This window comes from Streptomyces sp. SGAir0957 (genome assembly GCF_043523415.1).
On the sequence record NZ_CP027293.1, the window covers coordinates 6,837,227 to 6,860,761 of the forward strand.

21 protein-coding genes are annotated in these 23,535 nt (G+C 70.8%); 18 read left to right on the forward strand and 3 right to left on the reverse strand.

Annotated features, from left to right (window positions below):
• The first annotated feature begins 359 nt into the window (after positions 1-359).
• From C1N81_RS35855 to C1N81_RS35910, 12 genes are all read left to right on the forward strand, one after another.
• Positions 360-905, forward strand: coding sequence for a LemA family protein (locus C1N81_RS35855; RefSeq protein ID WP_394435506.1), 546 nt, complete (start codon positions 360-362; stop codon positions 903-905).
• A gap of 107 nt (positions 906-1,012) precedes the next feature.
• The gene (pdxS, locus tag C1N81_RS35860) at positions 1,013-1,930 is read left to right on the forward strand and encodes a pyridoxal 5'-phosphate synthase lyase subunit PdxS (RefSeq protein ID WP_394435507.1); all 918 of its coding nucleotides are present in this window, start codon (positions 1,013-1,015) and stop codon (positions 1,928-1,930) included.
• A gap of 3 nt (positions 1,931-1,933) precedes the next feature.
• Positions 1,934-2,542, forward strand: a complete 609-nt coding sequence (gene pdxT / locus C1N81_RS35865) for a pyridoxal 5'-phosphate synthase glutaminase subunit PdxT (protein ID WP_394435508.1) — start codon at positions 1,934-1,936, stop codon at positions 2,540-2,542.
• Positions 2,543-2,589: 47 nt separating this feature from the next.
• Positions 2,590-3,342 (forward strand): YebC/PmpR family DNA-binding transcriptional regulator, encoded by a 753-nt coding sequence (locus tag C1N81_RS35870; protein ID WP_394435509.1) that lies wholly within the window; start codon positions 2,590-2,592, stop codon positions 3,340-3,342.
• Positions 3,343-3,466: 124 nt separating this feature from the next.
• The gene (gene ruvC / locus C1N81_RS35875; RefSeq protein WP_394435510.1) at positions 3,467-4,051 is read left to right on the forward strand and encodes a crossover junction endodeoxyribonuclease RuvC; all 585 of its coding nucleotides are present in this window, start codon (positions 3,467-3,469) and stop codon (positions 4,049-4,051) included.
• The gene (ruvA, locus tag C1N81_RS35880) at positions 4,048-4,656 is read left to right on the forward strand and encodes a Holliday junction branch migration protein RuvA (protein ID WP_394435512.1); all 609 of its coding nucleotides are present in this window, start codon (positions 4,048-4,050) and stop codon (positions 4,654-4,656) included. Before ruvC ends, ruvA begins: the two co-directional genes overlap by 4 nt.
• Positions 4,657-4,730: 74 nt before the next feature.
• Positions 4,731-5,804, forward strand: coding sequence for a Holliday junction branch migration DNA helicase RuvB (gene ruvB, locus C1N81_RS35885; RefSeq protein ID WP_394435513.1), 1,074 nt, complete (start codon positions 4,731-4,733; stop codon positions 5,802-5,804).
• A 174-nt stretch (positions 5,805-5,978) separates the two neighbouring features.
• The gene (gene yajC, locus C1N81_RS35890) at positions 5,979-6,467 is read left to right on the forward strand and encodes a preprotein translocase subunit YajC (RefSeq protein WP_394435514.1); all 489 of its coding nucleotides are present in this window, start codon (positions 5,979-5,981) and stop codon (positions 6,465-6,467) included.
• 149 nt (positions 6,468-6,616) lie between these two features.
• On the forward strand, positions 6,617-8,368 hold the full coding sequence (gene secD / locus C1N81_RS35895; RefSeq protein WP_394435515.1) for a protein translocase subunit SecD: 1,752 nt from the start codon (positions 6,617-6,619) through the stop codon (positions 8,366-8,368).
• A gap of 1 nt (position 8,369) precedes the next feature.
• Positions 8,370-9,491: a protein translocase subunit SecF gene (gene secF, locus C1N81_RS35900; RefSeq protein WP_394435516.1), complete on the forward strand. Its 1,122-nt coding sequence runs from the start codon at positions 8,370-8,372 to the stop codon at positions 9,489-9,491.
• Between the two features lie 131 nt (positions 9,492-9,622).
• Positions 9,623-10,162, forward strand: coding sequence for an adenine phosphoribosyltransferase (locus C1N81_RS35905; protein ID WP_394435517.1), 540 nt, complete (start codon positions 9,623-9,625; stop codon positions 10,160-10,162).
• Positions 10,163-10,344: 182 nt separating this feature from the next.
• The gene (locus C1N81_RS35910; RefSeq protein WP_394435518.1) at positions 10,345-12,888 is read left to right on the forward strand and encodes a RelA/SpoT family protein; all 2,544 of its coding nucleotides are present in this window, start codon (positions 10,345-10,347) and stop codon (positions 12,886-12,888) included.
• A 165-nt stretch (positions 12,889-13,053) separates the two neighbouring features.
• Here C1N81_RS35910 and C1N81_RS35915 read toward each other — a convergent pair whose 3' ends face one another.
• Positions 13,054-14,286, reverse strand: a complete 1,233-nt coding sequence (locus C1N81_RS35915) for a DUF349 domain-containing protein (protein ID WP_394435519.1) — start codon at positions 14,284-14,286, stop codon at positions 13,054-13,056.
• Between the two features lie 136 nt (positions 14,287-14,422).
• Positions 14,423-15,280: a peptidylprolyl isomerase gene (locus C1N81_RS35920; RefSeq protein WP_394435520.1), complete on the reverse strand. Its 858-nt coding sequence runs from the start codon at positions 15,278-15,280 to the stop codon at positions 14,423-14,425.
• A gap of 157 nt (positions 15,281-15,437) precedes the next feature.
• On the opposite strand from C1N81_RS35920, the gene C1N81_RS35925 reads away from it, so the two are divergent.
• From C1N81_RS35925 to rpsD, 5 genes are all read left to right on the forward strand, one after another.
• Positions 15,438-16,148, forward strand: coding sequence for an MBL fold metallo-hydrolase (locus C1N81_RS35925; RefSeq protein ID WP_394435522.1), 711 nt, complete (start codon positions 15,438-15,440; stop codon positions 16,146-16,148).
• A gap of 14 nt (positions 16,149-16,162) precedes the next feature.
• A complete protein-coding gene (gene hisS / locus C1N81_RS35930; RefSeq protein ID WP_394435523.1) occupies positions 16,163-17,425 on the forward strand; it encodes a histidine--tRNA ligase in 1,263 nt (420 codons plus the stop codon).
• A 146-nt stretch (positions 17,426-17,571) separates the two neighbouring features.
• Positions 17,572-18,222 carry a vitamin K epoxide reductase family protein gene (locus C1N81_RS35935; protein WP_394435524.1) on the forward strand — a complete coding sequence of 217 codons (651 nt, stop codon included), beginning with the start codon at positions 17,572-17,574 and terminating at the stop codon, positions 18,220-18,222.
• Between the two features lie 45 nt (positions 18,223-18,267).
• Positions 18,268-19,626 carry a replication-associated recombination protein A gene (locus C1N81_RS35940; protein WP_394435525.1) on the forward strand — a complete coding sequence of 453 codons (1,359 nt, stop codon included), beginning with the start codon at positions 18,268-18,270 and terminating at the stop codon, positions 19,624-19,626.
• A gap of 413 nt (positions 19,627-20,039) precedes the next feature.
• The gene (gene rpsD, locus C1N81_RS35945) at positions 20,040-20,654 is read left to right on the forward strand and encodes a 30S ribosomal protein S4 (protein ID WP_394435526.1); all 615 of its coding nucleotides are present in this window, start codon (positions 20,040-20,042) and stop codon (positions 20,652-20,654) included.
• Positions 20,655-20,684: 30 nt separating this feature from the next.
• On the opposite strand, the gene C1N81_RS35950 is transcribed toward rpsD, so the two are convergent.
• Positions 20,685-22,895: an ATP-binding protein gene (locus C1N81_RS35950; protein ID WP_394435528.1), complete on the reverse strand. Its 2,211-nt coding sequence runs from the start codon at positions 22,893-22,895 to the stop codon at positions 20,685-20,687.
• A gap of 187 nt (positions 22,896-23,082) precedes the next feature.
• On the opposite strand from C1N81_RS35950, the gene C1N81_RS35955 reads away from it, so the two are divergent.
• Positions 23,083-23,529: a DUF948 domain-containing protein gene (locus C1N81_RS35955; RefSeq protein WP_394435530.1), complete on the forward strand. Its 447-nt coding sequence runs from the start codon at positions 23,083-23,085 to the stop codon at positions 23,527-23,529.
• The last annotated feature ends 6 nt before the right edge of the window (positions 23,530-23,535 follow it).

The following is a 23,535-nucleotide window of genomic DNA, read 5'->3' on the forward strand; positions in this document are numbered from 1 at the left end:
TCGGCCGGATCGGTCTCCTCGCCCTCTGACCGCCGTAGGCGCGTCGTCCGGCGCTGCGTTCTCGCAGTGCCCTGCGGGGGCACCCCGGCACGTCCCCTCACGTCGAGTCGCGGGTGCATCCCGGTGGACCGTTCCCCCACGTCGAGTCGCGGGTGCACCCCGGTGGACCGTTCCCTCACGTCGAGTCGCGGGTGCACCCCGGTGGACCGTTCCCTCACGTCGAGCCGCGAGCGCACCCCGGTGGACCGTTCCCTCGCGTCGTTACGCGGGTGCACCCCTATGGATCGTTCCCTCGTGACGCCAGGGCGGTGGGGTGGCTCGTCCTACCGACAGGGGGCAGGCCGGTAATCTTGCCGCCCGTGACCGCCACCCTCATCTGGATCGCCGTAGCCCTCTTCGCGATCGGGCTCTATCTGAGCTGGACCGCGGGGCGGCTCGACCGGCTGCACGCCCGTATCGACGCCGCTCGGGCCGCGCTCGACGCGCAGTTGCTGCGGCGGGCCTCCGTCGCGCAGGAGCTGGCCACGTCCGGTGTCCTCGATCCGGCCGCCTCCATCGTGCTCTACGAGGCGGCGCACGCGGCGCGGCAGGCCGAGGAGGACCAGCGGGAGGTCGCCGAGAGCGAGCTGAGCCAGGCGCTCAGGGCCGTCTTCGGGGAGGCCGATCAGGTCGAGGCCGTGCGGGAGGCGCCCGGTGGGGAGGCCGCCGCGGAGGAGCTGGCGCAGGCGGTGCGGCGGGTTCCCATGGCCCGGCGTTTTCACAATGACGCCGTCCGCGCGGCGCGCGCGCTGCGCCGGCACCGCAAGGTCCGCTGGTTCCGCCTCGCGGGACACGCCCCGTTCCCGCTCGCCTTCGAGATGGACGACGAGCCGCCCTCGGCCCTCGCCGATCGCGCCACCACGTAGGGAGCGCGAAAAGAGCCACCGGGTCTCCATTGGCTCTTGTAGTGGCCTGGTCGTGCGAGGTTTCCTCGGTGACGCAGCAAAGCCTTCGTCACCGAATGAGGTCACCCGTGTCCACCAGCATCCCGCAGCCCGCCACCGAAGCCCCGGCCACCGGCACCGCCCGCGTCAAGCGCGGCATGGCCGAGCAGCTCAAGGGCGGCGTCATCATGGACGTGGTCAACGCCGAGCAGGCGAAGATCGCCGAGGACGCGGGCGCCGTCGCCGTCATGGCCCTGGAGCGGGTCCCCGCCGACATCCGCAAGGACGGCGGCGTGGCCCGGATGTCCGACCCGAACATGATCGAGGAGATCATCGGCGCGGTCTCCATCCCGGTCATGGCCAAGTCCCGGATCGGCCACTTCGTCGAGGCCCAGGTGCTCCAGTCGCTGGGTGTGGACTACATCGACGAGTCCGAGGTGCTGACCCCGGCCGACGAGGTCAACCACAGCGACAAGTTCGCCTTCACGACGCCTTTCGTGTGCGGGGCCACCAACCTCGGTGAGGCCCTGCGCCGCATCGCCGAGGGCGCCGCGATGATCCGCTCCAAGGGTGAGGCCGGCACCGGCAACGTCGTCGAGGCCGTCCGCCACCTGCGCCAGATCAAGAACGAGATCGCCCGCCTGCGCGGCTTCGACAACAACGAGCTGTACGCCGCCGCCAAGGACCTGCGCGCCCCGTACGAGCTGGTCAAGGAGGTCTCCGACCTCGGCCGCCTGCCCGTGGTGCTGTTCTCCGCCGGTGGCGTCGCCACCCCCGCCGACGCCGCGCTCATGCGTCAGCTCGGCGCCGAGGGCGTCTTCGTCGGCTCCGGCATCTTCAAGTCGGGCGACCCGGCCAAGCGCGCCGCGGCCATCGTGAAGGCCACCACCTTCTACGACGACCCCAAGATCATCGCGGATGCCTCGCGCAATCTCGGCGAGGCCATGGTGGGCATCAACTGCGACACCCTTCCCGAGGCCGAGCGCTACGCGAACCGGGGCTGGTAGGGCATGAGCGACACGCCCGTCGTCGGCGTCCTGGCTCTGCAGGGCGACGTACAGGAGCACCTCGTCGCCCTGGCCACGGCCGACGCCGTGGCCAGGCCGGTGCGGCGGCCCGAGGAGCTGGCCGAGGTCGACGGTCTCGTCGTGCCGGGCGGCGAGTCCACCACCATCTCCAAGCTGGCCACGCTTTTCGGCCTCATGGAGCCGCTCCGCGCGCGCGTGCGCGCCGGTCTGCCCGTCTACGGCACCTGCGCCGGAATGATCATGCTCGCCGACAAGATCCTCGACCCGCGCTCGGGCCAGGAGACCATCGGCGGCATCGACATGATCGTGCGCCGTAACGCCTTCGGGCGACAGAACGAGTCCTTCGAAGCGGCGGTCGACGTGCGCGGCGTGGCGGGCGATCCTGTGGAGGGCGTCTTCATCCGCGCCCCCTGGGTGGAGTCCGTCGGCGCGGCCGTCGAGGTGCTCGCGGAGCACGAGGGGCACATCGTCGCCGTCCGTCAGGGCAACGCGCTCGCGACGTCGTTCCACCCCGAGCTGACGGGGGACCACCGCCTCCACGGGCTCTTCGTGGAGATGGTGCGGGCGAAGGACGCTTCGGGTTCCTTGTAGGATCGCTGCGTTCGTACTGAGGTTGGTTACGCGAAGGAGACAGGCAGATGTCCGGCCACTCTAAATGGGCTACGACGAAGCACAAGAAGGCCGTGATCGACGCCAAGCGCGGCAAGCTCTTCGCGAAGATGATCAAGAACATCGAGGTTGCGGCCCGCACGGGCGGCGCCGACCCGTCCGGCAACCCGACCCTCTTCGACGCCATCCAGAAGGCCAAGAAGAGCTCGGTGCCGAACAAGAACATCGACTCCGCGGTCAAGCGCGGCGCCGGTCTTGAGGCCGGTGGCGCCGACTACGAGACGATCATGTACGAGGGCTACGGTCCCAACGGTGTCGCGGTGCTCATCGAGTGCCTCACCGACAACCGCAACCGCGCCGCCTCCGACGTCCGCGTCGCCATGACGCGCAACGGCGGCAACATGGCCGACCCGGGCTCCGTCTCGTACCTGTTCCACCGCAAGGGCGTCGTGGTCGTCCCCAAGGGCGAGCTGACCGAGGACGACGTCCTGGGCGCCGTGCTCGACGCGGGCGCCGAGGAGGTCAACGACCTGGGCGACTCCTTCGAGGTGCTCTCCGAGGCCACCGACCTGGTCGCGGTCCGCACCGCCCTCCAGGAGGCGGGCATCGACTACGACTCGGCCGACGCCAACTTCGTCCCGACCATGCAGGTCGAGCTGGACGAGGAGGGCGCCCGCAAGATCTTCAAGCTGATCGACGCCCTGGAGGACAGCGACGACGTGCAGAACGTCTTCGCCAACTTCGACGTCTCCGACGAGGTCATGGAGAAGGTCGACGCCTGAGGCGCCGAGCGCGCCTGACACGGCATCAGCGGCGGGCCGACGGGACACACACCCCGTCGGCCCGCCGCTTTGTCAGTGGCACCCGATAGCCTGCAGGAACAGGCGAGCGAAGTGGGGGCAAGGCGTGCGAGTGCTGGGCGTGGACCCGGGTCTCACCCGGTGCGGTGTCGGCGTGGTCGAGGGGGTCGCGGGGCGGCCCCTGACGATGCGCGGCGTCGGCGTCGTCCGTACGCCCCCGGACGCGGAGCTGGGCCACCGCCTGGTCGCCATCGAGCAGGGCATCGAGCAGTGGCTCGACGAGCACCAGCCCGAACTCCTCGCCGTGGAGCGGGTGTTCAGCCAGCACAATGTGCGCACCGTGATGGGCACCGCCCAGGCCAGCGCCGTCGCCATGCTGTGCGCCGCGCGCCGCGGCATCCCCGTCGCCCTGCACACGCCCAGTGAGGTCAAGGCCGCCGTCACCGGCAGCGGCCGCGCCGACAAGGCGCAGGTCGGCGCCATGGTGACTCGACTGCTCAGGCTGGACGCACCGCCCAAGCCCGCCGACGCCGCCGACGCGCTCGCCCTCGCCATCTGCCACATCTGGCGCGCCCCCGCGCAGAACAGACTCCAGCAAGCCGTAGCCATGCACGCAGCTCACGCATCCACAGCAGGGCGCGCATCCACAGCAGGGCGCGCATCCACAGCAGGGAAAGGCCGTACCGCATGATCGCCTTCGTCAGCGGCCCCGTCGCCGCCCTCGCCCCCGACACCGCGGTGGTCGAGGTCGGCGGTGTCGGCATGGCCGTCCAGTGCACGCCGAACACCCTGTCCACGCTCCGCGTCGGCCAGCAGGCCAAGCTCGCCACCTCCCTCGTCGTACGGGAGGACTCGCTCACCCTGTACGGCTTCGCGGACGACGACGAGCGCCAGACGTTCGAGCTGCTCCAGACCGCCAGCGGCGTCGGCCCGCGCCTCGCCCAGGCCATGCTCGCCGTGCACAGCCCCGACGCCCTGCGCCGCGCCGTCTCCACCGGTGACGAGAAGGCGCTCACCGCCGTCCCCGGCATCGGCAAGAAGGGCGCGCAGAAGCTGCTCCTTGAGCTGAAGGACCGTCTCGGTGAACCGCTCGGCACCGGCGGGCCCGCCATCGGCACCGCCGTCACCAGCGGCTGGCGCGACCAGCTGCACGCCGCGCTCATCGGCCTCGGCTACGCCACCCGGGAGGCCGACGAGGCAGTCACCGCGGTCACCCCGCAGGCCGAGGCGGCCGAGTCCCCGCAGGTGGGACAGCTCCTCAAGGCCGCCCTCCAGACCCTGAACCGCACCCGCTGAACCGCACCCACTGCACCGCTCCCGCCGCCCCCACCCACCCGACCGACCCCGACCCGCAACGCGAGGCACACGTAATGAACTGGGACGACCCGACCGACGCGGCGCCGGACCCCGAGCGTCTGGTGGGCTCCGCCGCCGACCGCGAGGACCAGGCCGTCGAGGCGGCCCTGCGCCCCAAGGACCTCGGCGAGTTCATCGGCCAGGAGAAGGTCAGGGTCCAGCTCGACCTGGTGCTGCGGGCCGCCCGCGCGCGCGGGGCGACCGCCGACCACGTCCTGCTCTCCGGCGCCCCCGGCCTCGGCAAGACCACCCTCTCCATGATCATCGCCGCGGAGATGGGCGCCCCGATCCGCATCACCTCGGGCCCCGCCATCCAGCACGCGGGCGACCTGGCCGCGATCCTCTCCTCCCTCCAGGAGGGCGAGGTCCTCTTCCTCGACGAGATCCACCGCATGTCCCGGCCAGCCGAGGAGATGCTCTACATGGCGATGGAGGACTTCCGCGTCGATGTGATCGTCGGCAAGGGGCCGGGCGCCACCGCCATCCCCCTCGAACTGCCGCCCTTCACCCTCGTCGGCGCCACCACGCGCGCGGGCCTTCTGCCGCCCCCGCTGCGCGACCGCTTCGGCTTCACCGCGCACATGGAGTTCTACGAGCCCGCCGAGCTGGAGCGTGTCATCCACCGCTCCGCGAGCCTGCTCGACCTGGAGATCGACGCCGAGGGCGCGGCCGAGATCGCCGGACGCTCCCGCGGCACCCCGCGCATCGCCAACCGGCTGCTGCGCCGCGTCCGCGACTACGCGCAGGTCAAGGCCGACGGCCACATCACCCGGGAGATCGCGGGCGCCGCGCTCGCCGTCTACGAGGTGGACGGCCGCGGCCTCGACCGCCTCGACCGCGCCGTCCTGGAGGCGCTGCTCAAGCTGTTCGGCGGCGGACCCGTGGGCCTGTCGACGCTCTCGGTCGCGGTGGGGGAGGAGCGCGAGACGGTCGAGGAGGTGGCCGAGCCCTTCCTCGTACGGGAGGGATTGCTGGCGAGGACGCCGCGGGGCCGCGTCGCCACCCCGGCCGCCTGGGCCCACCTGGGGCTCACTCCGCCCCAGGAGCGAGCGGGCGCTTCCGGACAACAGGACCTCTTCGGGACGTGAGAGCCGGTCCGGCGGCGCGGGCAGTCGCCGGGCATGGAACCCCGGTGCCATGCTGAGCGTTGTTCCCACCGTGCGGACTCGCTTAGACTCCGCCGACAGTCGCCTTCACGGCGACGGCACCCCCAAACCGACAAGGCCGCTCCTGACGCGGTCGCCTGAAGGAAGTTCCCACCCGTGAGTCTCGTGACCCTCCTCCCGTTCATCGTGCTCATCGGGGCCATGTTCCTGATGACCCGCTCCGCCAAGAAGAAGCAGCAGGCGGCCGCGACGATGCGCAATGACATGCAGCCCGGTTCCGGCGTCCGCACGATCGGGGGCATGTACGCCACGGTCAAGGAGGTCAACGAGGACACGGTCCTCCTGGACGCCGGCCCCGGCGTGCACCTCATGTTCGCGAAGAACGCGATCGGCGCGGTGCTCTCCGACGACGAGTACAACCGCATCGTCCACGGTGCGGAAGCCACCGAGGACACCGAGCTGACCGACTCCGCCGTCGTCCCCGACGACGCGTCCTCCCTCACCGGGACCGACGAGCCCGCCGCCGCTGACGACTCGCGCATCGACCTCGGCAAGAAGGACGCGGCCGACGAGCCCGCCGCCGAGGCCGACAAGGCCGCCGACGCCGAGCCGAAGAAGACCGACGGCGAGTCCGACGCGAAGTAGTCACGACAGGAACCGTGGGGGCGACCGCTTGCGTCGCCGCGGTTCCGTCTCGTGCGTGACCCGCGTGGATTCTCGACCATTTCATGGCCGCCCGGGCGGTGCGGGGCCGGATCCCCGACGCAGGGCGGATGGAGAGGGAGTACGAGAAGGTGGCCACACCTACAAAGAGCCGAGGGTCAGGGACCCAGAGCAGGCCGGGGCGTGCTCTGAGCCTGATTGTGATCATCATGGTGGCGCTCGTCGGGGGCATGTTCCTCGCCAGTGAGTACACGCCGCGCCTCGGTATCGACCTCGCGGGCGGCACCAGCATCACGCTGGAGGCCAAGAACGAGCCGGGCCAGCCCAATGCGATCAACAAGACCAACATGGACACCGCGGCGGACATCATCAACCGCCGCGTCAACGGCATGGGTGTCTCCGAGGCCGAGGTCCAGACGCAGGGCAACAACAACATCATCGTCAACATCCCCCGGGGCACGAACCAGAAGCAGGCGCGCGAGCAGGTCGGTACGACCGCTCAGCTCTACTTCCGCCCCGTGCTGACGGTGGCCGCGGGCGCCAAGACCGGCGACCCCACCGCGAGCCCGTCCCCGAGCGCCTCGTCCGGCGACAAGGCCACGGACAAGGCGACGGAGAAGGGCGACGACAAGGCGTCCTCGTCCGCCACGCCGACCCCCACCGCCACCTCCCAGGGCCGTGCCGTCACCGACGCCCTGAAGGCCGACGACGACAAGGCCTCGCCGACGCCGTCCGCCAGCACGCCCGCCTCCGCAGACCCGGCGACCACCGCGCTGCAGAAGAAGTTCACGGACCTCGACTGCACCGACAAGGCGGCCCGCACCAAGGTCAACGAGGGCGCCAAGCCGGCCGACACCATCGTCGCTTGCGGCAAGGACTCGGCCGGGCAGTGGGAGAAGTACATCCTCGGCCCGTCCGAGGTGAACGGCAAGGACGTCAAGAAGGCCCAGGCCGTCATCAACCAGCAGTCCGGCGCGTGGGTCGTGAACATGGACTTCACGGGCGGCGGCTCGAAGAAGTTCGCGGCGACGACCAGCAAGCTCAAGGACCAGCAGTCGCCGATGAACCAGTTCGCCATCGTGCTCGACGGCGACGTGGTCTCCGCCCCCAGCGTCAGCTCGACCCTGAGCGCCAACGCCGAGATCTCCGGCAGCTTCACCCAGGAGTCCGCCCAGGACCTGGCCAACGTGCTGTCGTACGGCGCCCTGCCGCTCACCTTCCACGAGCAGAGCGTCACCACGGTGACCGCCGCGCTCGGCGGTGAGCAGCTGCACGCCGGTCTGATCGCGGGCGCCATCGGCCTCGCCCTGGTCGTCATCTACCTGGTGGTCTACTACCGGGGCCTGTCGGTCATCGCGCTCGCCTCGCTGGTCGCCTCCGGCATCCTCACGTACACGCTGATGACGCTGCTCGGCCCGGCCATCGGCTTCGCGCTGAACCTGCCCGCGGTCTGTGGTGCCATCGTGGCCATCGGTATCACCGCGGACTCCTTCATCGTGTTCTTCGAACGCATCCGGGACGAGGTCCGCGAGGGCCGCTCCGTGCGGCCCGCCGTCGAGCGCGCCTGGCCGCGCGCCCGGCGCACCATCCTGGTCTCCGACTTCGTGTCGTTCCTCGCGGCCGCGGTGCTCTACATCGTGACCGTCGGCAAGGTGCAGGGCTTCGCGTTCACGCTCGGCCTGACCACCCTGCTCGACGTGGTCGTCGTCTTCCTCTTCACGAAGCCGCTGATGACGATCCTGGCCCGCAGGAAGTTCTTCTCCAGCGGCCACAAGTGGTCGGGTCTCGACCCGAAGCGGCTCGGCGCCCAGCCGCCGCTGCGCCGGCGCTCATCCCGCCGCACCGCCCCCGCCGCCGGCTCCAGCGACCCGAAGGAGGCGTGAGATGTCGAAGCTCGGCAATCTCGGCGCCAGGCTCTACCGCGGTGAGGTCGGCTACGACTTCATCGGCAAGCGCAAGATCTGGTACGGCGTCTCGATCCTGATCACCATCACGGCCATCCTCGGTCTCGGGGTGCGCGGCCTGAACATGGGCATCGACTTCGAGGGCGGCGCCGTCTTCACGACGCCCAAGACCAGCGTCTCGGCCGCGAAGGCGGAGGAGTACGCGGAGAACGCCTCGGGCCACGACGCGATCGTGCAGGAGCTCGGCACGGGCGGCCTGCGCATCCAGATCGCGGGCATCGACACGGGCAAGTCGGACGAGATCGCGGCCGATCTCTCCAAGGACCTGGGGATCGCCCAGGACAAGATCAACGCGGATCTGGTCGGCCCCAGCTGGGGTGACACGATCGCCAACAAGGCCTGGCAGGGCCTGGCGATCTTCATGGTCCTCGTCGTGATCTACCTGGCGATCGCCTTCGAGTGGCGCATGGCGGTCGCGGCGCTCGTCGCCCTGATCCACGACATCACCATCACCGTCGGGATCTACGCCCTGGTGGGCTTCGAGGTCACGCCGGGCACGGTGATCGGTCTGCTCACGATCCTCGGTTACTCGCTCTACGACACGGTCGTCGTCTTCGACTCCCTCAAGGAGCAGACGCGGGGCATCGAGAAGCAGACCCGCTGGACCTACAGCGACATCGCCAACCGGTCGATCAACAGCACCCTGGTCCGCTCGATCAACACCACGGTCGTCGCGCTCCTGCCCGTCGCGGGCCTGCTGTTCATCGGTGGCGGGTTCCTCGGCGCCGGCATGCTGAACGACATCTCGCTGTCGCTCTTCGTGGGTCTGGCCGCCGGTGCGTACTCGTCGATCTTCATCGCCACTCCGCTGGTCGCCGACCTCAAGGAGCGCGAGCCGAAGATGAAGGCGCTCAAGAAGCGGGTCCTCGCCAAGCGGGCCTCCTCCGCGGCGCAGGCGGAGACCGCCGCCGCCGTCGTCGGCCACCAGGCCGGCGGCGAGCCGGAGGAGGAGCCGGAGGACGCCGCCCCGGCGGGCGCGGGACCGCGCAACCAGCCGGCCCGCAACCGCGGCCGCGGCCGCCCCTCGGGCAAGCGCCGCTGACCCCCCGGGGCCGTACGTGACACGGGCGCCGGGAGCCGTCGAGGCTCCTGGCGCCCGCGTCGTTGCCGGACACGCGCGGCTGCTAAGGTTTCCTCCGCCAAAACCCCATCCCACGTGCCTGAGGTGCAGAAATGACCGACATCAAGGACCTGCTCCTCAGCCGCATCCGGGACGTTCCCGACTACCCGGAGCCCGGCGTGATGTTCAAGGACATCACCCCGCTCCTCGCCGACCCGGAAGCCTTCACCGCCCTCACCGACGCGCTGGCCGAGCTGTGCGTGCGCCACGGCGCGACCAAGGTCGTCGGCCTGGAGGCGCGCGGCTTCATCCTGGGCGCCCCCGTCGCCGTCCGCGCGGGCCTCGGCTTCATCCCCGTACGCAAGGCGGGCAAGCTGCCCGGTGCGACGCTCGCGCAGTCCTACGACCTGGAGTACGGGTCCGCAGAGATCGAGGTGCACGCCGAGGACCTGGCCGCCGGTGACCGCGTCATGGTCGTCGACGACGTGCTGGCGACCGGCGGCACCGCCGAGGCCGCCCTGCACCTGATCCGCCGGGCCGGCGCGCAGGTCGCGGGCGTCGCGGTCCTCATGGAGCTGGGCTTCCTGCCCGGCCGCGCGCGCGTGGAGCCCGCGCTCGACGGCGCCCCGCTCGACGCCCTGCTCACCGTCTAGGCACACCTCCAGGGGCGGGCGTGGCGGAATCCCGCGCCCGCCTCAGGTGTTTCCGCAGTACACCTCAGGTGTTTCCCCAGTACACGGGCGTCCCGGCGGCCGAATACGTGCTATGGCCGCCGGATCGATACCATGGACGTTCCGGGACCTGTACGGGGACCCGTCGTGCACGAGGAGCGCCGTTGCCAGACGAGGCCAAGCCACTCACCGCCGCCAAGCCCGACCAGCAGGCCGATCCCGCCGCGGCGTCCTCCGGCGCGCCCGCGAAGAACGGGCAGAGCCCCGCGAAGAACGGGCAGAGCCCCGCGCAGCCCGCGGGCGCGGGCAACGGCAAGGCGGCCGAGCAGCCACGTTCCAGGCAGTCCGCCGAGCACTCGCGTGCCACGCCGCCGCCCGCGATCCGTGCCGCCACGAACCAGCCGGCGGCCCGCTCCGGCTCCTCCAACCGTGTCCGGGCCCGTCTCGCCCGCCTCGGCGTGCAGCGCTCCAACCCGTACAACCCGGTTCTGGAGCCCTTGCTGCGCATCGTGCGCGGCAATGACCCCAAGATCGAGACGTCGACGCTGCGCCAGATCGAGCGCGCCTACCAGGTCGCCGAGCGCTGGCACCGCGGCCAGAAGCGCAAGAGCGGCGACCCGTACATCACGCACCCGCTCGCGGTGACGACGATCCTGGCCGAGCTGGGCATGGACCCCGCCACGCTGATGGCCGGGCTGCTGCACGACACGGTCGAGGACACCGAGTACGGCCTGGACACCCTCAAGCGCGACTTCGGCGACCAGGTCGCCCTCCTCGTCGACGGCGTGACCAAGCTCGACAAGGTCAAGTTCGGCGAGGCGGCGCAGGCCGAGACCGTGCGCAAGATGGTCGTCGCCATGGCCAAGGACCCGCGCGTCCTGGTCATCAAGCTCGCCGACCGCCTGCACAACATGCGCACCATGCGCTACCTCAAGCGCGAGAAGCAGGAGAAGAAGGCGCGCGAGACCCTGGAGATCTACGCGCCGCTCGCCCACCGCCTGGGCATGAACACCATCAAGTGGGAGCTGGAGGACCTCGCCTTCGCGATCCTCTACCCCAAGATGTACGACGAGATCGTGCGGCTCGTGGCCGAGCGCGCGCCCAAGCGCGACGAGTACCTGGCCATAGTGACCGACGAGGTGCAGAGCGACCTGCGCGCGGCCCGCATCAAGGCCACCGTCACCGGCCGCCCGAAGCACTACTACAGCGTCTACCAGAAGATGATCGTCCGCGGCCGTGACTTCGCGGAGATCTACGACCTGGTGGGCATCCGCGTCCTGGTCGACACGGTCCGCGACTGCTACGCGGCCCTGGGCACCGTCCACGCCCGCTGGAACCCGGTTCCTGGGCGGTTCAAGGACTACATCGCGATGCCCAAGTTCAACATGTACCAGTCGCTGCACACGACGGTCATCGGCCCGAACGGCAAGCCCGTCGAGCTGCAGATCCGCACGTTCGACATGCACCGCCGCGCCGAGTACGGCATCGCCGCGCACTGGAAGTACAAGCAGGAGGCCGTCGCCGGCGCCTCCAAGGTGCGCAGTGACGCGCCCCGCACCTCCGGCAAGGACGACCACCTCAACGACATGGCGTGGCTGCGCCAGTTGCTCGACTGGCAGAAGGAGACCGAGGACCCGGGCGAGTTCCTGGAGTCCCTGCGCTTCGACCTGTCGCGCAACGAGGTGTTCGTGTTCACGCCGAAGGGCGACGTCATAGCGCTCCCCGCGGGCGCCACCCCGGTCGACTTCTCCTACGCGGTCCACACCGAGGTCGGGCACCGCACCATAGGGGCGCGGGTCAACGGGCGGCTCGTGCCGCTCGAATCGACCCTGGACAACGGCGACCTGGTGGAGGTCTTCACCTCCAAGGCGGCCGGCGCGGGCCCGTCCCGCGACTGGCTCGGCTTCGTCAAGTCGCCCCGCGCGCGCAACAAGATCCGCGCCTGGTTCTCCAAGGAGCGCCGCGACGAGGCGATCGAGCAGGGCAAGGATGCCATCGCGCGCGCGATGCGCAAGCAGAACCTGCCGATCCAGCGCATCCTCACCGGCGACTCCCTGGTCACGCTCGCGCACGAGATGCGCTACCCGGACATCTCGTCGCTCTACGCGGCCATCGGCGAGGGCCATGTCACGGCCCAGTCGGTCGTGCAGAAGCTCGTCCAGGCGCTGGGCGGCGAGGAAGCGGCCAACGAGGACATCGCGGAGAGCGCGCCGCCGTCGCGGGGCCGCTCCAAGCGCCGGTCGAACGCCGACCCGGGCGTGGTGGTCAAGGGCGTCGACGACGTCTGGGTGAAGCTGGCGCGCTGCTGCACGCCCGTGCCCGGCGACCCCATCATCGGCTTCGTCACGCGCGGCAGCGGCGTCTCGGTCCACCGCAGCGACTGCGTCAACGTGGACTCGCTCTCCCGCGAGCCCGAGCGCATCCTCGACGTGGAATGGGCGCCCACGCAGTCCTCGGTCTTCCTGGTGGCCATCCAGGTCGAGGCCCTGGACCGCTCGCGCCTCCTGTCGGACGTCACCCGCGTCCTCTCGGACCAGCACGTCAACATCCTGTCGGCGGCGGTCCAGACGTCCCGCGACCGGGTGGCGACGTCCCGCTTCACCTTCGAGATGGGCGACCCGAAGCACCTGGGCCACGTCCTGAAGGCGGTCAGGGGGGTGGAGGGCGTCTACGACGTCTACCGGGTCACGTCGGCGCGGAGGCCGTAACTCTTTGGTGCGGGTCGGGATGTGCCCCGCCAGGGGCGCGGGGAACTGCACGAGAAGCCACGACGGCGGTCAGACGCACGACGAACGGATCAAGGCAGACGCGAAGGCGTAAAAGAGCGGGCCCGGACTTCGAGAAGTCCGGGCCCGCTCTTTTACGGCCAACTCTCAGCCGCCGAACTCCTGAAGCCCCTTCAGCGCCTGATCCAGCAGCGCCTGGCGCCCGTCGAGCTCACGCTGCAACTTGTCGGCCTTCGCCGTGTTGCCCTGCGCACGAGCCTGCTCGATCTGCCCCGTCAGCTTGTCGACGGCCGCCTGGAGCTGACCGGTCAGACCCGCCGCACGCGCTCGCGCCTCCGGGTTGGTCCGGCGCCACTCGGCCTCCTCGGACTCCTGGAGGGCCCGCTCCACGGCGTGCATCCGGCCCTCGACCTTGGGCCGTGCGTCACGCGGTACGTGGCCGATGGCCTCCCAGCGCTCGTTGATCGAACGGAACGCGGCACGGGCCGCCTTCAGGTCGCCGACCGGAAGGAGCTTCTCCGCCTCCGCGGCCAGCTCCTCCTTGAGCGTGAGGTTCTCGCCCTGCTCGGCGTCGCGCTCGGCGAAGACCGCGCTGCGCGCCGCGAAGAACACGTCCTGGGCGCCGCGGAAGCGGTTCCACAGGTCGTCCTCGTGCTCGCGCTGGGCCCGGCCCGCCGCCTTCCAGTCCGTCATCAGCTCGCGGTACCGGGCCGCCGTGGCGCCCCAGTCCTGCGAGTTCGACAGCGCCTCGGCCTCGGCGACCAGCTGCTCCTTGGCCTTGCGGGCGTCCTCGCGCTGCGCGTCCAGGGACGCGAAGTGCGCCTTGCGGCGCTTGGAGAACGCCGACCGGGCGTGCGAGAAGCGGTGCCACAGCTCGTCGTCCGACTTGCGGTCGAGGCGGGGCAGCCCCTTCCAGATGTCCACCAGGGCGCGCAGCCGCTCACCGGCGGCCCGCCACTGCTCGGACTGGGCCAGCTGCTCGGCCTCGGCGACCAGCTCCTCCTTGGCGTGCCGCGCCTCGTCGGACTGCTTGGCCTTCTGGACCTTGCGCTCCTCGCGGCGCGACTCGACCGATGCGACCAGCTTGTCGAGGCGCTTGCCCAGCGCCTCCAGGTCGCCGATGGCGTGCGCGTCGGTGACCTGCTCGCGCAGGTGCTCGATCGCGGTCGTGGCGTCCTTGGCCGACAGGTCGGTCGTCTGTACCCGGCGCTCGAGGAGCCCGATCTCGACGACCAGGCCGTCGTACTTGCGTTTGAAGTAGGCCAGCGCCTCATCAGGGGAGCCTGCCTGCCACGAGCCGACGACTCGCTCACTGCCGTCGGCCGAACGCACGTACACGGTCCCCGTCTCGTCGACGCGGCCCCACGGGTCGCTGCTCACAGCGCCTCCTCCACATGATGCCTGCGGAGGTCTCGCGGGCCCCCGGGCATCGTCCACAGTTTCGTCCCCGCCAACATAGGCGACCGGCGGGGCGGCTGTCCGCATCCCGCGCGACCGAACTTTGGCAGCTGGCAGGTCAGGACTTGGTCACAGTCCCCTTGTCGATCACCACGGTCGCGTTCGGCGCGGTGTTGCCCGTGGTCTGGTCGGCAGGCTGCGCACCCGCCTTCGCGATCTTGTCCAGGATCTTCATCCCGGAGTCGGAGATCGTGCCGAACGGGGTGTACGTCGCCGGGAGCTTGCTGTCCTTGTAGACGAGGAAGAACTGGCTGCCGCCGGTGTGCTTCTGCCCGGTGTTCGCCATCGCGACGGTGCCCGCGGGGAACGTGTACAGCTGCGTGCCCTGCTGCTTCTCTGCCTTCTTCAGCGAGGCGTCCTTGAGGTTCTCGTCCGGGATCGTGTACCCCGGGCCGCCCTGGCCGGTGCCCGTCGGGTCGCCGCACTGCAGGACGTAGATGCCCTCGGTGGTCAGGCGGTGGCACTTGGTGTGGTCGAAGAAGCCCTTCTCCGCCAGGTAGTTGAACGAGTTCACCGTGTGCGGGGCGGCCGACGCCTTCAGGTCGATGCCGATGTCGCCGCAGGTCGTCGCGAGCTTCATCGCGTACGTGGCCGACTTGTCGATGGACATCGCCGGCTCCTTCTTCCAGGTCGCCGTCTTCGCCTTGCCCCCGGCGGGCTTCTCGCACGGGTCCGGCGCCTTCGACGCCGACGGGCTCGCGCTCGGCGCGGAGTCGGCCGTCGTCTTCTTGTCGTCGTCGCCCTTGAAGGCGCCGGCGGCGTACGCGCCACCCGTGCCGAGGACGGCCACCGCGAGGACCGCGGCGATCACGGTGTTGCGGGTGCGCGCCTTGCGCCGCGCGGTCTCGCGCCGCTGCTGCTGGCGCAGGAACTTCTCCCGGGCGAGCTGACGCTGCCGCTGATCCTTGCTGACCACCGGGTGTTCTCCTCGTACGTCTAGTGACCTTGTTGTGTGCGGGCCGGGCCGTCGGTTGGTGCCCCGTACCGTATATGGGTTCGCTGTGGAATCGGCAGCGCCGGTAGGCTCTGATCTGCCGCATTCCGTGGTTTCCGACGACATACGAAGGACGATCGTGCTGATTGCCGGGTTCCCCGCAGGGGCCTGGGGCACCAACTGTTACCTGGTCGCCCCCGCCGCGGGAGAGGAGTGCGTGATCATCGACCCGGGCCACCAGGCGGCCCAGGGCGTCGAGGAAGCGCTCGGGAAACACCGGCTGAAGCCGGTCGCGGTGGTCCTCACCCATGGCCACATCGACCACGTCGCCTCGGTCGTCCCGGTCTGCGGGGCGCACGACGTCCCCGCGTGGATCCACCCCGCCGACCGCTACATGATGAGCGACCCGGAGGCGGGCATCGGCCGCTCCATCGGGATGCCGCTGATGGGCGAGCTGACCGTGGGGGAGCCCGACGACGTGCGCGAGCTGTCCGACGGCGCCGCCCTGAAGCTCGCCGGGCTCGAGTTCACCGTCGCGCACGCGCCCGGCCATACCAAGGGGTCGGTGGCGTTCAGGATGCCCGAGACCGCGGAGATCCCGTCCGTGTTCTTCTCGGGCGACCTGCTGTTCGCCGGCTCCGTCGGACGCACCGACCTGCCCGGTGGCTCCATGGACGACATGCTCGAATCGCTGGCCCGCGTGTGCCTGCCGCTCGACGACTCGACCGTGGTCCTCTCCGGGCACGGCTCCCAGACCACCATCGGCCAGGAGCGCGCCACCAACCCGTATCTGCGGCAGGTGGCCGCCGGCCAGGGACCCTCCACCGAGGCTCCCCGACGAGGAATGTGACGAGAAGACCTCCCGTGAGCACCTTTCAGGCCCCCAAGGGCACCTACGACCTGATCCCGCCGGACTCCGCGAAGTACCTCGCGGTGCGCGAGGCGATCTCCGGGCCGCTGCGCAACTCCGGCTACGGCTACATCGAGACGCCCGGCTTTGAGAACGTCGAGCTGTTCGCGCGCGGTGTCGGCGAGTCCACCGACATCGTCACCAAGGAGATGTACGCCTTCGAGACCAAGGGCGGCGACAAGCTCGCCCTGCGCCCCGAGGGCACCGCGTCCGTGCTGCGCGCGGCCCTGGAGGCCAACCTGCACAAGGCGGGCAACCTGCCGGTCAAGCTCTGGTACTCCGGCTCCTACTACCGCTACGAGCGCCCGCAGAAGGGCCGCTACCGCCACTTCTCGCAGGTCGGCGCCGAGGCGATCGGCGCGGAGGACCCGGCGCTCGACGCCGAGCTGATCATCCTGGCCGACCAGGCGTACCGCTCGCTCGGGCTCAGCGACTTCCGCATCCTGCTGAACTCGCTGGGCGACAAGGAGTGCCGCCCCGTCTACCGGGCCGCCCTCCAGGACTTCCTGCGCGGCCTCGACCTCGACGAGGAGACGCTGCGCCGCGCGGAGATCAACCCGCTGCGCGTCCTCGACGACAAGCGGGCCGACGTGCAGAAGCAGCTCGTGGGCGCGCCCTCGCTGCGCGACTACCTGTGCGACGCGTGCAAGGCGTACCACGAGCAGGTGCGCGAGCTGCTGCTCGCCGAGGGCGTCGCCTTCGAGGACGACGAGAAGCTCGTCCGCGGCCTGGACTACTACACCCGTACGACGTTCGAGTTCGTCCACGACGGCCTCGGCTCGCAGTCGGCGGTGGGCGGCGGCGGCCGCTACGACGGTCTGTCCGAGATGATCGGCGGCCCCTCGCTGCCGTCCGTCGGCTGGGCCCTCGGCGTCGACCGCACGGTCCTCGCCCTGGAGGCGGAGGGCATCGAGCTGGAGCTGCCCGCCACCACCAGCGTCTTCGCGGTGCCGCTCGGCGACGAGGCGCGGCGCGTCCTCTTCACCAAGGTGACCGAGTTGCGCAAGGCGGGCATCTCGGCGGACTTCTCGTTCGGCGGCAAGGGGCTCAAGGGCGCCATGAAGAACGCCAACCGCTCGGGCGCCCGCTACACGCTCGTCGCGGGCGAGCGGGACCTCACCGAGGGCGTCGTCCAGCTCAAGGACATGGAGTCCGGCGAGCAGAGCGCGGTCCCGGTCGACGAGATCGTGGCCGTCCTGCGGGGCAAGCTCGGCTGAGCCGGGTGCCGGCGGGGTCCGAAGGGGTGCGCCCCTTCGGACCCCGTTCCCGTACCGGTGCTTATGCCGATCCAACGGTGAACAGCGGCGCCCGTACGGCACAATGACCCTGCCCGAGGCCCACCCCTCACCTACGGATCGGCGTGATGAGCAAGACGACCAGGACCGCCACAGCAAGCGACAGCGTCTCCCACGACAGCGGAGCCGTTCCCGCCCCGCGCTCGGTCGGCGGCAGCCGCGCCCTCGCGCTGCTCCTGGTGCTCACCGGGGCGGCGGGCGTGCTCGCCGCGTGGGTCATCACGCTCGACAAGTTCAAGCTCCTGGAGGACCCGAACTTCACGCCGGGCTGCTCCATCAACCCGGTCATCTCCTGCGGCTCCATCATGAAGAGCGACCAGGCGTCGGTCTTCGGCTTCCCGAACCCGATGCTCGGCCTGGTCACGTACGGCATCGTGATCTGCGTCGGCGTGAGCCTGCTCGCCGGGGCCCGCTTCCCGCGCTGGTACTGGCTCACCTTCAACGCGGGCTGCCTCTTCGGTGTCGGCTTCGTCACCTGGCTGCAGTTCCAGTCCCTGTACCGGATCAACGCGCTGTGCCTGTGGTGCTGCCTCGCCTGGGTCGCCACGATCCTGATGTTCTGGTACGTCACGTCGCTCAACGTCCGCAACGACTTCCTGCCGGCGCCGCGCTGGCTCAAGTCGTTCTTCACGGACTTCACCTGGGCGCTGCCCGTCGTGCACATCGGCATCATCGCCGTCCTGATCTTCACGCGGTGGGGCGACAAGCTCTGGGCCTGACGGCCGTCGGCCGGGTTGTCAGTGCGGTGACATAGGGTTTTCGTCGTGGAGCCCGACCTGTTCACCGCCGCAGCCGAAGACCGCCAGGAGAGGGACCCGTCCGCGAGCCCCCTGGCCGTCCGGATGCGCCCGCGCACCCTCGACGAGGTGGTCGGCCAGCAGCACCTCCTGAAGCAGGGCTCGCCGCTGCGCCGCCTGGTCGGCGAGGGCGGCTCGGGCCCGGCCGGGGTGTCGTCGGTGATCCTGTGGGGCCCGCCCGGCACCGGAAAGACGACCCTGGCGTACGTGGTCTCCAAGGCCACCAACAAGCGGTTCGTGGAGCTGTCCGCGATCACCGCGGGCGTCAAGGAGGTCCGCGCCGTCATCGAGGGCGCCCGGCGCGCGATGGGCGGCCACGGCAAGGAGACCGTCCTCTTCCTCGACGAGATCCACCGCTTCAGCAAGGCCCAGCAGGACTCGCTGCTCCCTGCCGTGGAGAACCGCTGGGTCACCCTGATCGCGGCGACGACGGAGAACCCGTACTTCTCGGTGATCTCCCCGCTTCTGTCCCGCTCCCTCCTGCTGACCCTGGAACCGCTCACCGACGACGACCTGCGCGGCCTCCTCGCCAGGGCGCTGACCGAGGAGCGCGGCCTCGGCGAAGCCCTGACGCTCGACGAGGACGCCGAGGAACACCTGCTGCGGGTCGCGGGCGGGGACGCGCGCCGCGCGCTGACCGCCCTGGAGGCGGCGGCGGGCGCGGCGCTCGACAAGGGCGAGACGGCGATCACCCTGGAGAGCGTCGAGGAGACGGTCAACCGCGCGGCGGTGAAGTACGACCGCGACGGCGACCAGCACTACGACGTGGCGAGCGCCCTGATCAAGTCGATCCGCGGCTCGGACGTGGACGCGGCCCTGCACTACCTGGCCCGCATGATCGAGGCGGGCGAGGACCCGCGCTTCATCGCCCGCCGCCTCATGATCTCCGCCAGCGAGGACATCGGCCTGGCCGATCCGACGGCGCTGCCCACCGCGGTCGCCGCCGCCCAGGCCGTCGCCATGATCGGCTTCCCCGAGGCCGCCCTCACCCTCAGCCACGCCACCATCGCCCTCGCGCTCGCCCCGAAGTCCAACGCGGCGACGACCGCGATCGGCGCCGCCATGGAGGACGTCCGCAAGGGCCTCGCCGGCCCCGTCCCGCCGCACCTGCGCGACGGTCACTACAAGGGCGCCGCCAAGCTCGGTCACGCGCAGGGCTACGTGTACCCGCACGACGTGCCCGGTGGCATCGCGGCCCAGCAGTACGCCCCGGACGCCATCGCGGGGCGGCGCTACTACGAGCCGACGCGGTACGGGGCGGAGGCGCGCTACGCGGACGTGGTGGAGCGGGTCAGGGAGCGGCTGCGCGGCGAATCCAGCGGATGACCCGCGGCGCCGCCCCGGCCCGGCGCCCTGTGATCCCGCCCTCGATGGTTCCGTGCCCGGTGATCCGGTGCCGCGCCATCCGGTAGACTCCTGCGAAGTGCTGCGTCCCGCGCCCGGTGTCCCGAAAGGGAGACCGGCACCACCAGAGCGGGGCATGCAGCCGGGTCCCCCACACCGCAAGGCAAGGGGATCCAGGAGCGTCGCGCACCGTTGAAGGTGTCGCGGGCAGCCCACCACCCCCCGGTTCCGGGACCAGGTCGGTGGGCCACTCGCGTGCTGCACGTATGTGCCCAGCCCCGGGAGCGGCTGCCCTGCCCGTCCTTGTGACGTGAAGGGTTTCCCGGACTGCGGATGCGACCTCCCCAAACCCTGGTGAAGCCGTATTCGCATCAGAAACATGAGGTGTTTGGTTCATGACGAACCAGTCCCGCCCCAAGGTCAAGAAGTCGCGTGCCCTCGGCATCGCGCTGACCCCGAAGGCCGTCAAGTACTTCGAGGCCCGTCCCTACCCGCCGGGTGAGCACGGCCGCGGCCGCAAGCAGAACTCGGACTACAAGGTCCGTCTGCTCGAGAAGCAGCGTCTGCGCGCGCAGTACGACATCAGCGAGAAGCAGATGGCCCGCGCCTACGACCGCGCCAAGAAGGCCGAGGGCAAGACCGGCGAGGCCCTGGTCATCGAGCTCGAGCGTCGTCTGGACGCCCTGGTTCTGCGTTCGGGCATCGCCCGCACGATCTACCAGGCCCGTCAGATGGTCGTCCACGGCCACATCGAGGTCAACGGTGGCAAGGTCGACAAGCCGTCGTTCCGTGTCCGTCCCGACGACGTCGTGATGGTCCGCGAGCGCAGCCGCGAGAAGCCGCTGTTCCAGGTCGCGCGTGAGGGTGGCTTCGCCGCCGACGGCGAGACCCCGCGTTACCTCCAGGTCAACCTGAAGGCCCTGGCCTTCCGCCTGGACCGTGACCCGAACCGCAAGGAGATCCCCGTGATCTGCGACGAGCAGCTCGTCGTCGAGTACTACGCCCGCTGACCGACCGGCGGACGTAGCTCACCCTGCGTTTCAGCCCGTCGTCTCCCCGTCGTTCACGTACGGGGAGGCGGCGGGTTCACGCTTTTCCAGGGCCTTGGCGAGCGCGGGACGCAGCGTCGCCGCGAGCCGCTTGTGCTCGCCCTGGCCGAGCGCGCGGGCCACGGCCTCGTCGTGGCCGAGGCGCTCGCCCGACCGGGCCAGCTCGTCGAAGCGGACGTCGCCCAGGGCGGCGCGGGCCCGCGTCTCGCACAGCTGGTGCGGCTCGTTGTAGTGGTCGGAGCCGAACAGCGGAAGCCCGACCGACGGCCAGATTCCGCCCGCCGCGCCCTGGAGGACCGCCGCCTCGGCGGCGTCCCCCTCCGCGAGCGTGACCAGCGCAAGCAGCTCGATCGAGAGCACCGTGCCGAGCAGATCGTGGAACTCGTGGTCGATGGCCAGGCACTCCTCCAGAAGCCGCCGGGCCCGCGGCAGATCGCTCTGGTGCCAGGCTTCGTAGGCCAGGACGTAGAGCGCGTACGACAGCGTCCAGCGCTCGCCGTGGTCCTCGCAGACCTGGCGGACGTCCTCGCACAGCGCGACGGCCTGCTCCAGATCGCCCTGGAACGCCACCGCCATCGCCAGCTCGACCTGGCCCATCAGCACATTGCTGTTCAGCTCGCCGATCTCGCGATAGCTGGTGAGCGCCGCCCGCAGCAGCTGTTCGGCGCGCGGCAGGTCGTCCGAGATCAGCGCCAGGCAGCCGGTGCGGTGCACGGCGTAGGCGAGCGCGGTGGCGTCACCGCGGACCTCCGCCTCGTCGTGGCACTCCTGGAGCGCCGCGAGCGCCGGCACGGTGTCGCCCTGGAGGACCGCCACGTAACCGAGCACCCAGAGGGCCTTGAGGCGGGAGGGGCCGTGGTCCGGGAGGTCCTCCCCGTCGACCGGGTCGTCCAGCTCGATGCTGCGGTCCAGCCAGTGCCGGCCCTCCATGAGCCGCCCGCAGCCCGCCCAGTAGAACCACAGCGTGCTCGCCAGGTACTGGCCCAGATGCGTCTCGCCGGGTTCGGTGAGGCAGAACTCCAGGGCCGCGCGCAGGTTCGGCAGCTCCACGTCGACGCGCGCGGCCACCTCGCTCTGGCGCGGCGAGAACCAGTCCAGCTCGCACCAGGTGGCGAGGCCCAGGTACCAGTCGCGGTGGCGGCGCCGCATCCGCCCCGTGTCGCCGATCTGCTCCAGCCAGTCGGCGCCGTACGCGCGCACCGTGTCCAGCATCCGGTAGCGGACCCCGGCCGGTGACTCCTCGCGGATGACGACGGACTGGGAGAGCAGTTCGTGCAGTGAGTCCAGGACCGTCTCCGCGGGCAGCCCCTCGCCGGAGCAGATGTACTCGGCGGCCTCCAGGTCGAACTGGCCGGCGAAGACCGAGAGTCGTGCCCACAGGAGCCGCTCCTGCGCCGTGCACAGCTCGTGGCTCCAGCCGATCGCCGTGCGCAGCGTCTGGTGGCGCGGCAGCGCGTCCCGCCCGCCGCCCGTGAGCAGCCGGAACCGATCGTCGAGCCGCTCCGTCAGCTGCGCGGGGGAGAGCGCCCGCAGCCGCCCGGCCGCCAGCTCCACCGCGAGCGGCAGGCAGTCCAGGCGCCGACACACCTCCAGGACGTCGGCGCCCTGCCCGTCGTCGAGGGTGAAGCCGGGCAGGAGGGCCTGCGCCCGGTCGGCGAACAGCTCCACCGCGTCCTGCGGGGTCAGCGGCGCCAGCGGGAACAGGTGCTCGCCCTCGAGCGACAGCGGCCTGCGGCCCACCGCGAGGACCCGAAGCCCCGGCGCGGCCCGCAGCAGATCCCGTACGAGCGTCGCGCAGGGATCCACGAGGTGTTCGAAGCCGTCGACGACGAGCAGGAGACGGCGCTCGGCGAGGTGGTCGACGAGGACGCGGCGCGGCGCGCGGGTGGTGTGGTCGGTGAGGCCGAGCGCCTCGACGAGCGTGTACTCGACCAGGTCGGGGTCGCGGACCGTGGCCAGTTCGACGCGCCACACGCCGTCCTGGCGCAGGGCGGGGGGCGTGTGCGGGACGGCGTGCGCGGCGAACCGGGACTTGCCGACCCCGCCGGCGCCGGTGACCGTCACCAGCCGCGCGGACCCCAACGTCTCGCGCAGGGCGCCGAGTTCGGCCGCGCGGCCGACGAATCGGTTCATCTCGTGGGGCAGATTGCCGGGGCGGGGAGGTCCGGCGGGCAGATCACCGGGGCGCGGAAGGCGTCGCATGAGGTACGGAGCGTACCCATCCGTACGCGTTCCGTACAATCGCATCTGCGGAAACGGCCCCCGGCGTCGCCGGAATGCGGTACGGAGTGCGGCGCGGGGCGCGATAGGCTCGGGGGACGACTTTTCGACGACGAACTCTTCGAACGACTGACGACGAACTCTTCGAACGACTAGGGAGCGGTGCCGAGTGTCCGGTGGAGAGGTGGCCGGGATCCTGGTGGCCGTCTTCTGGGCGATCCTGGTCTCCTTCCTCGCGGTGGCCCTCGCGAGGCTGGCCCAGACGCTCAGGGCGACCACCAAGCTGGTCGCGGACGTGACCGACCAGGCCGTACCGCTGCTCGCCGACGCCTCCACCGCGGTGCGCTCGGCGCAGACCCAGATCGACCGGGTGGACGCCATCGCCTCGGACGTCCAGGAGGTCACGTCGAACGCGTCGGCGCTCTCCTCCACCGTGGCCTCGACCTTCGGCGGGCCGCTCGTGAAGGTGGCCGCGTTCGGATACGGGGTACGCCGGGCCATCGGGGGGCGCACCAAGGACGCCCCCGTCAAGCAGGCCCGCCGCACCGTGATCGTGGGGCGCCCGGTACCCGAGGCGCGCCGCTCCCGGCGGGCCGACCGGAATAAGAGGGACTGACCCAAG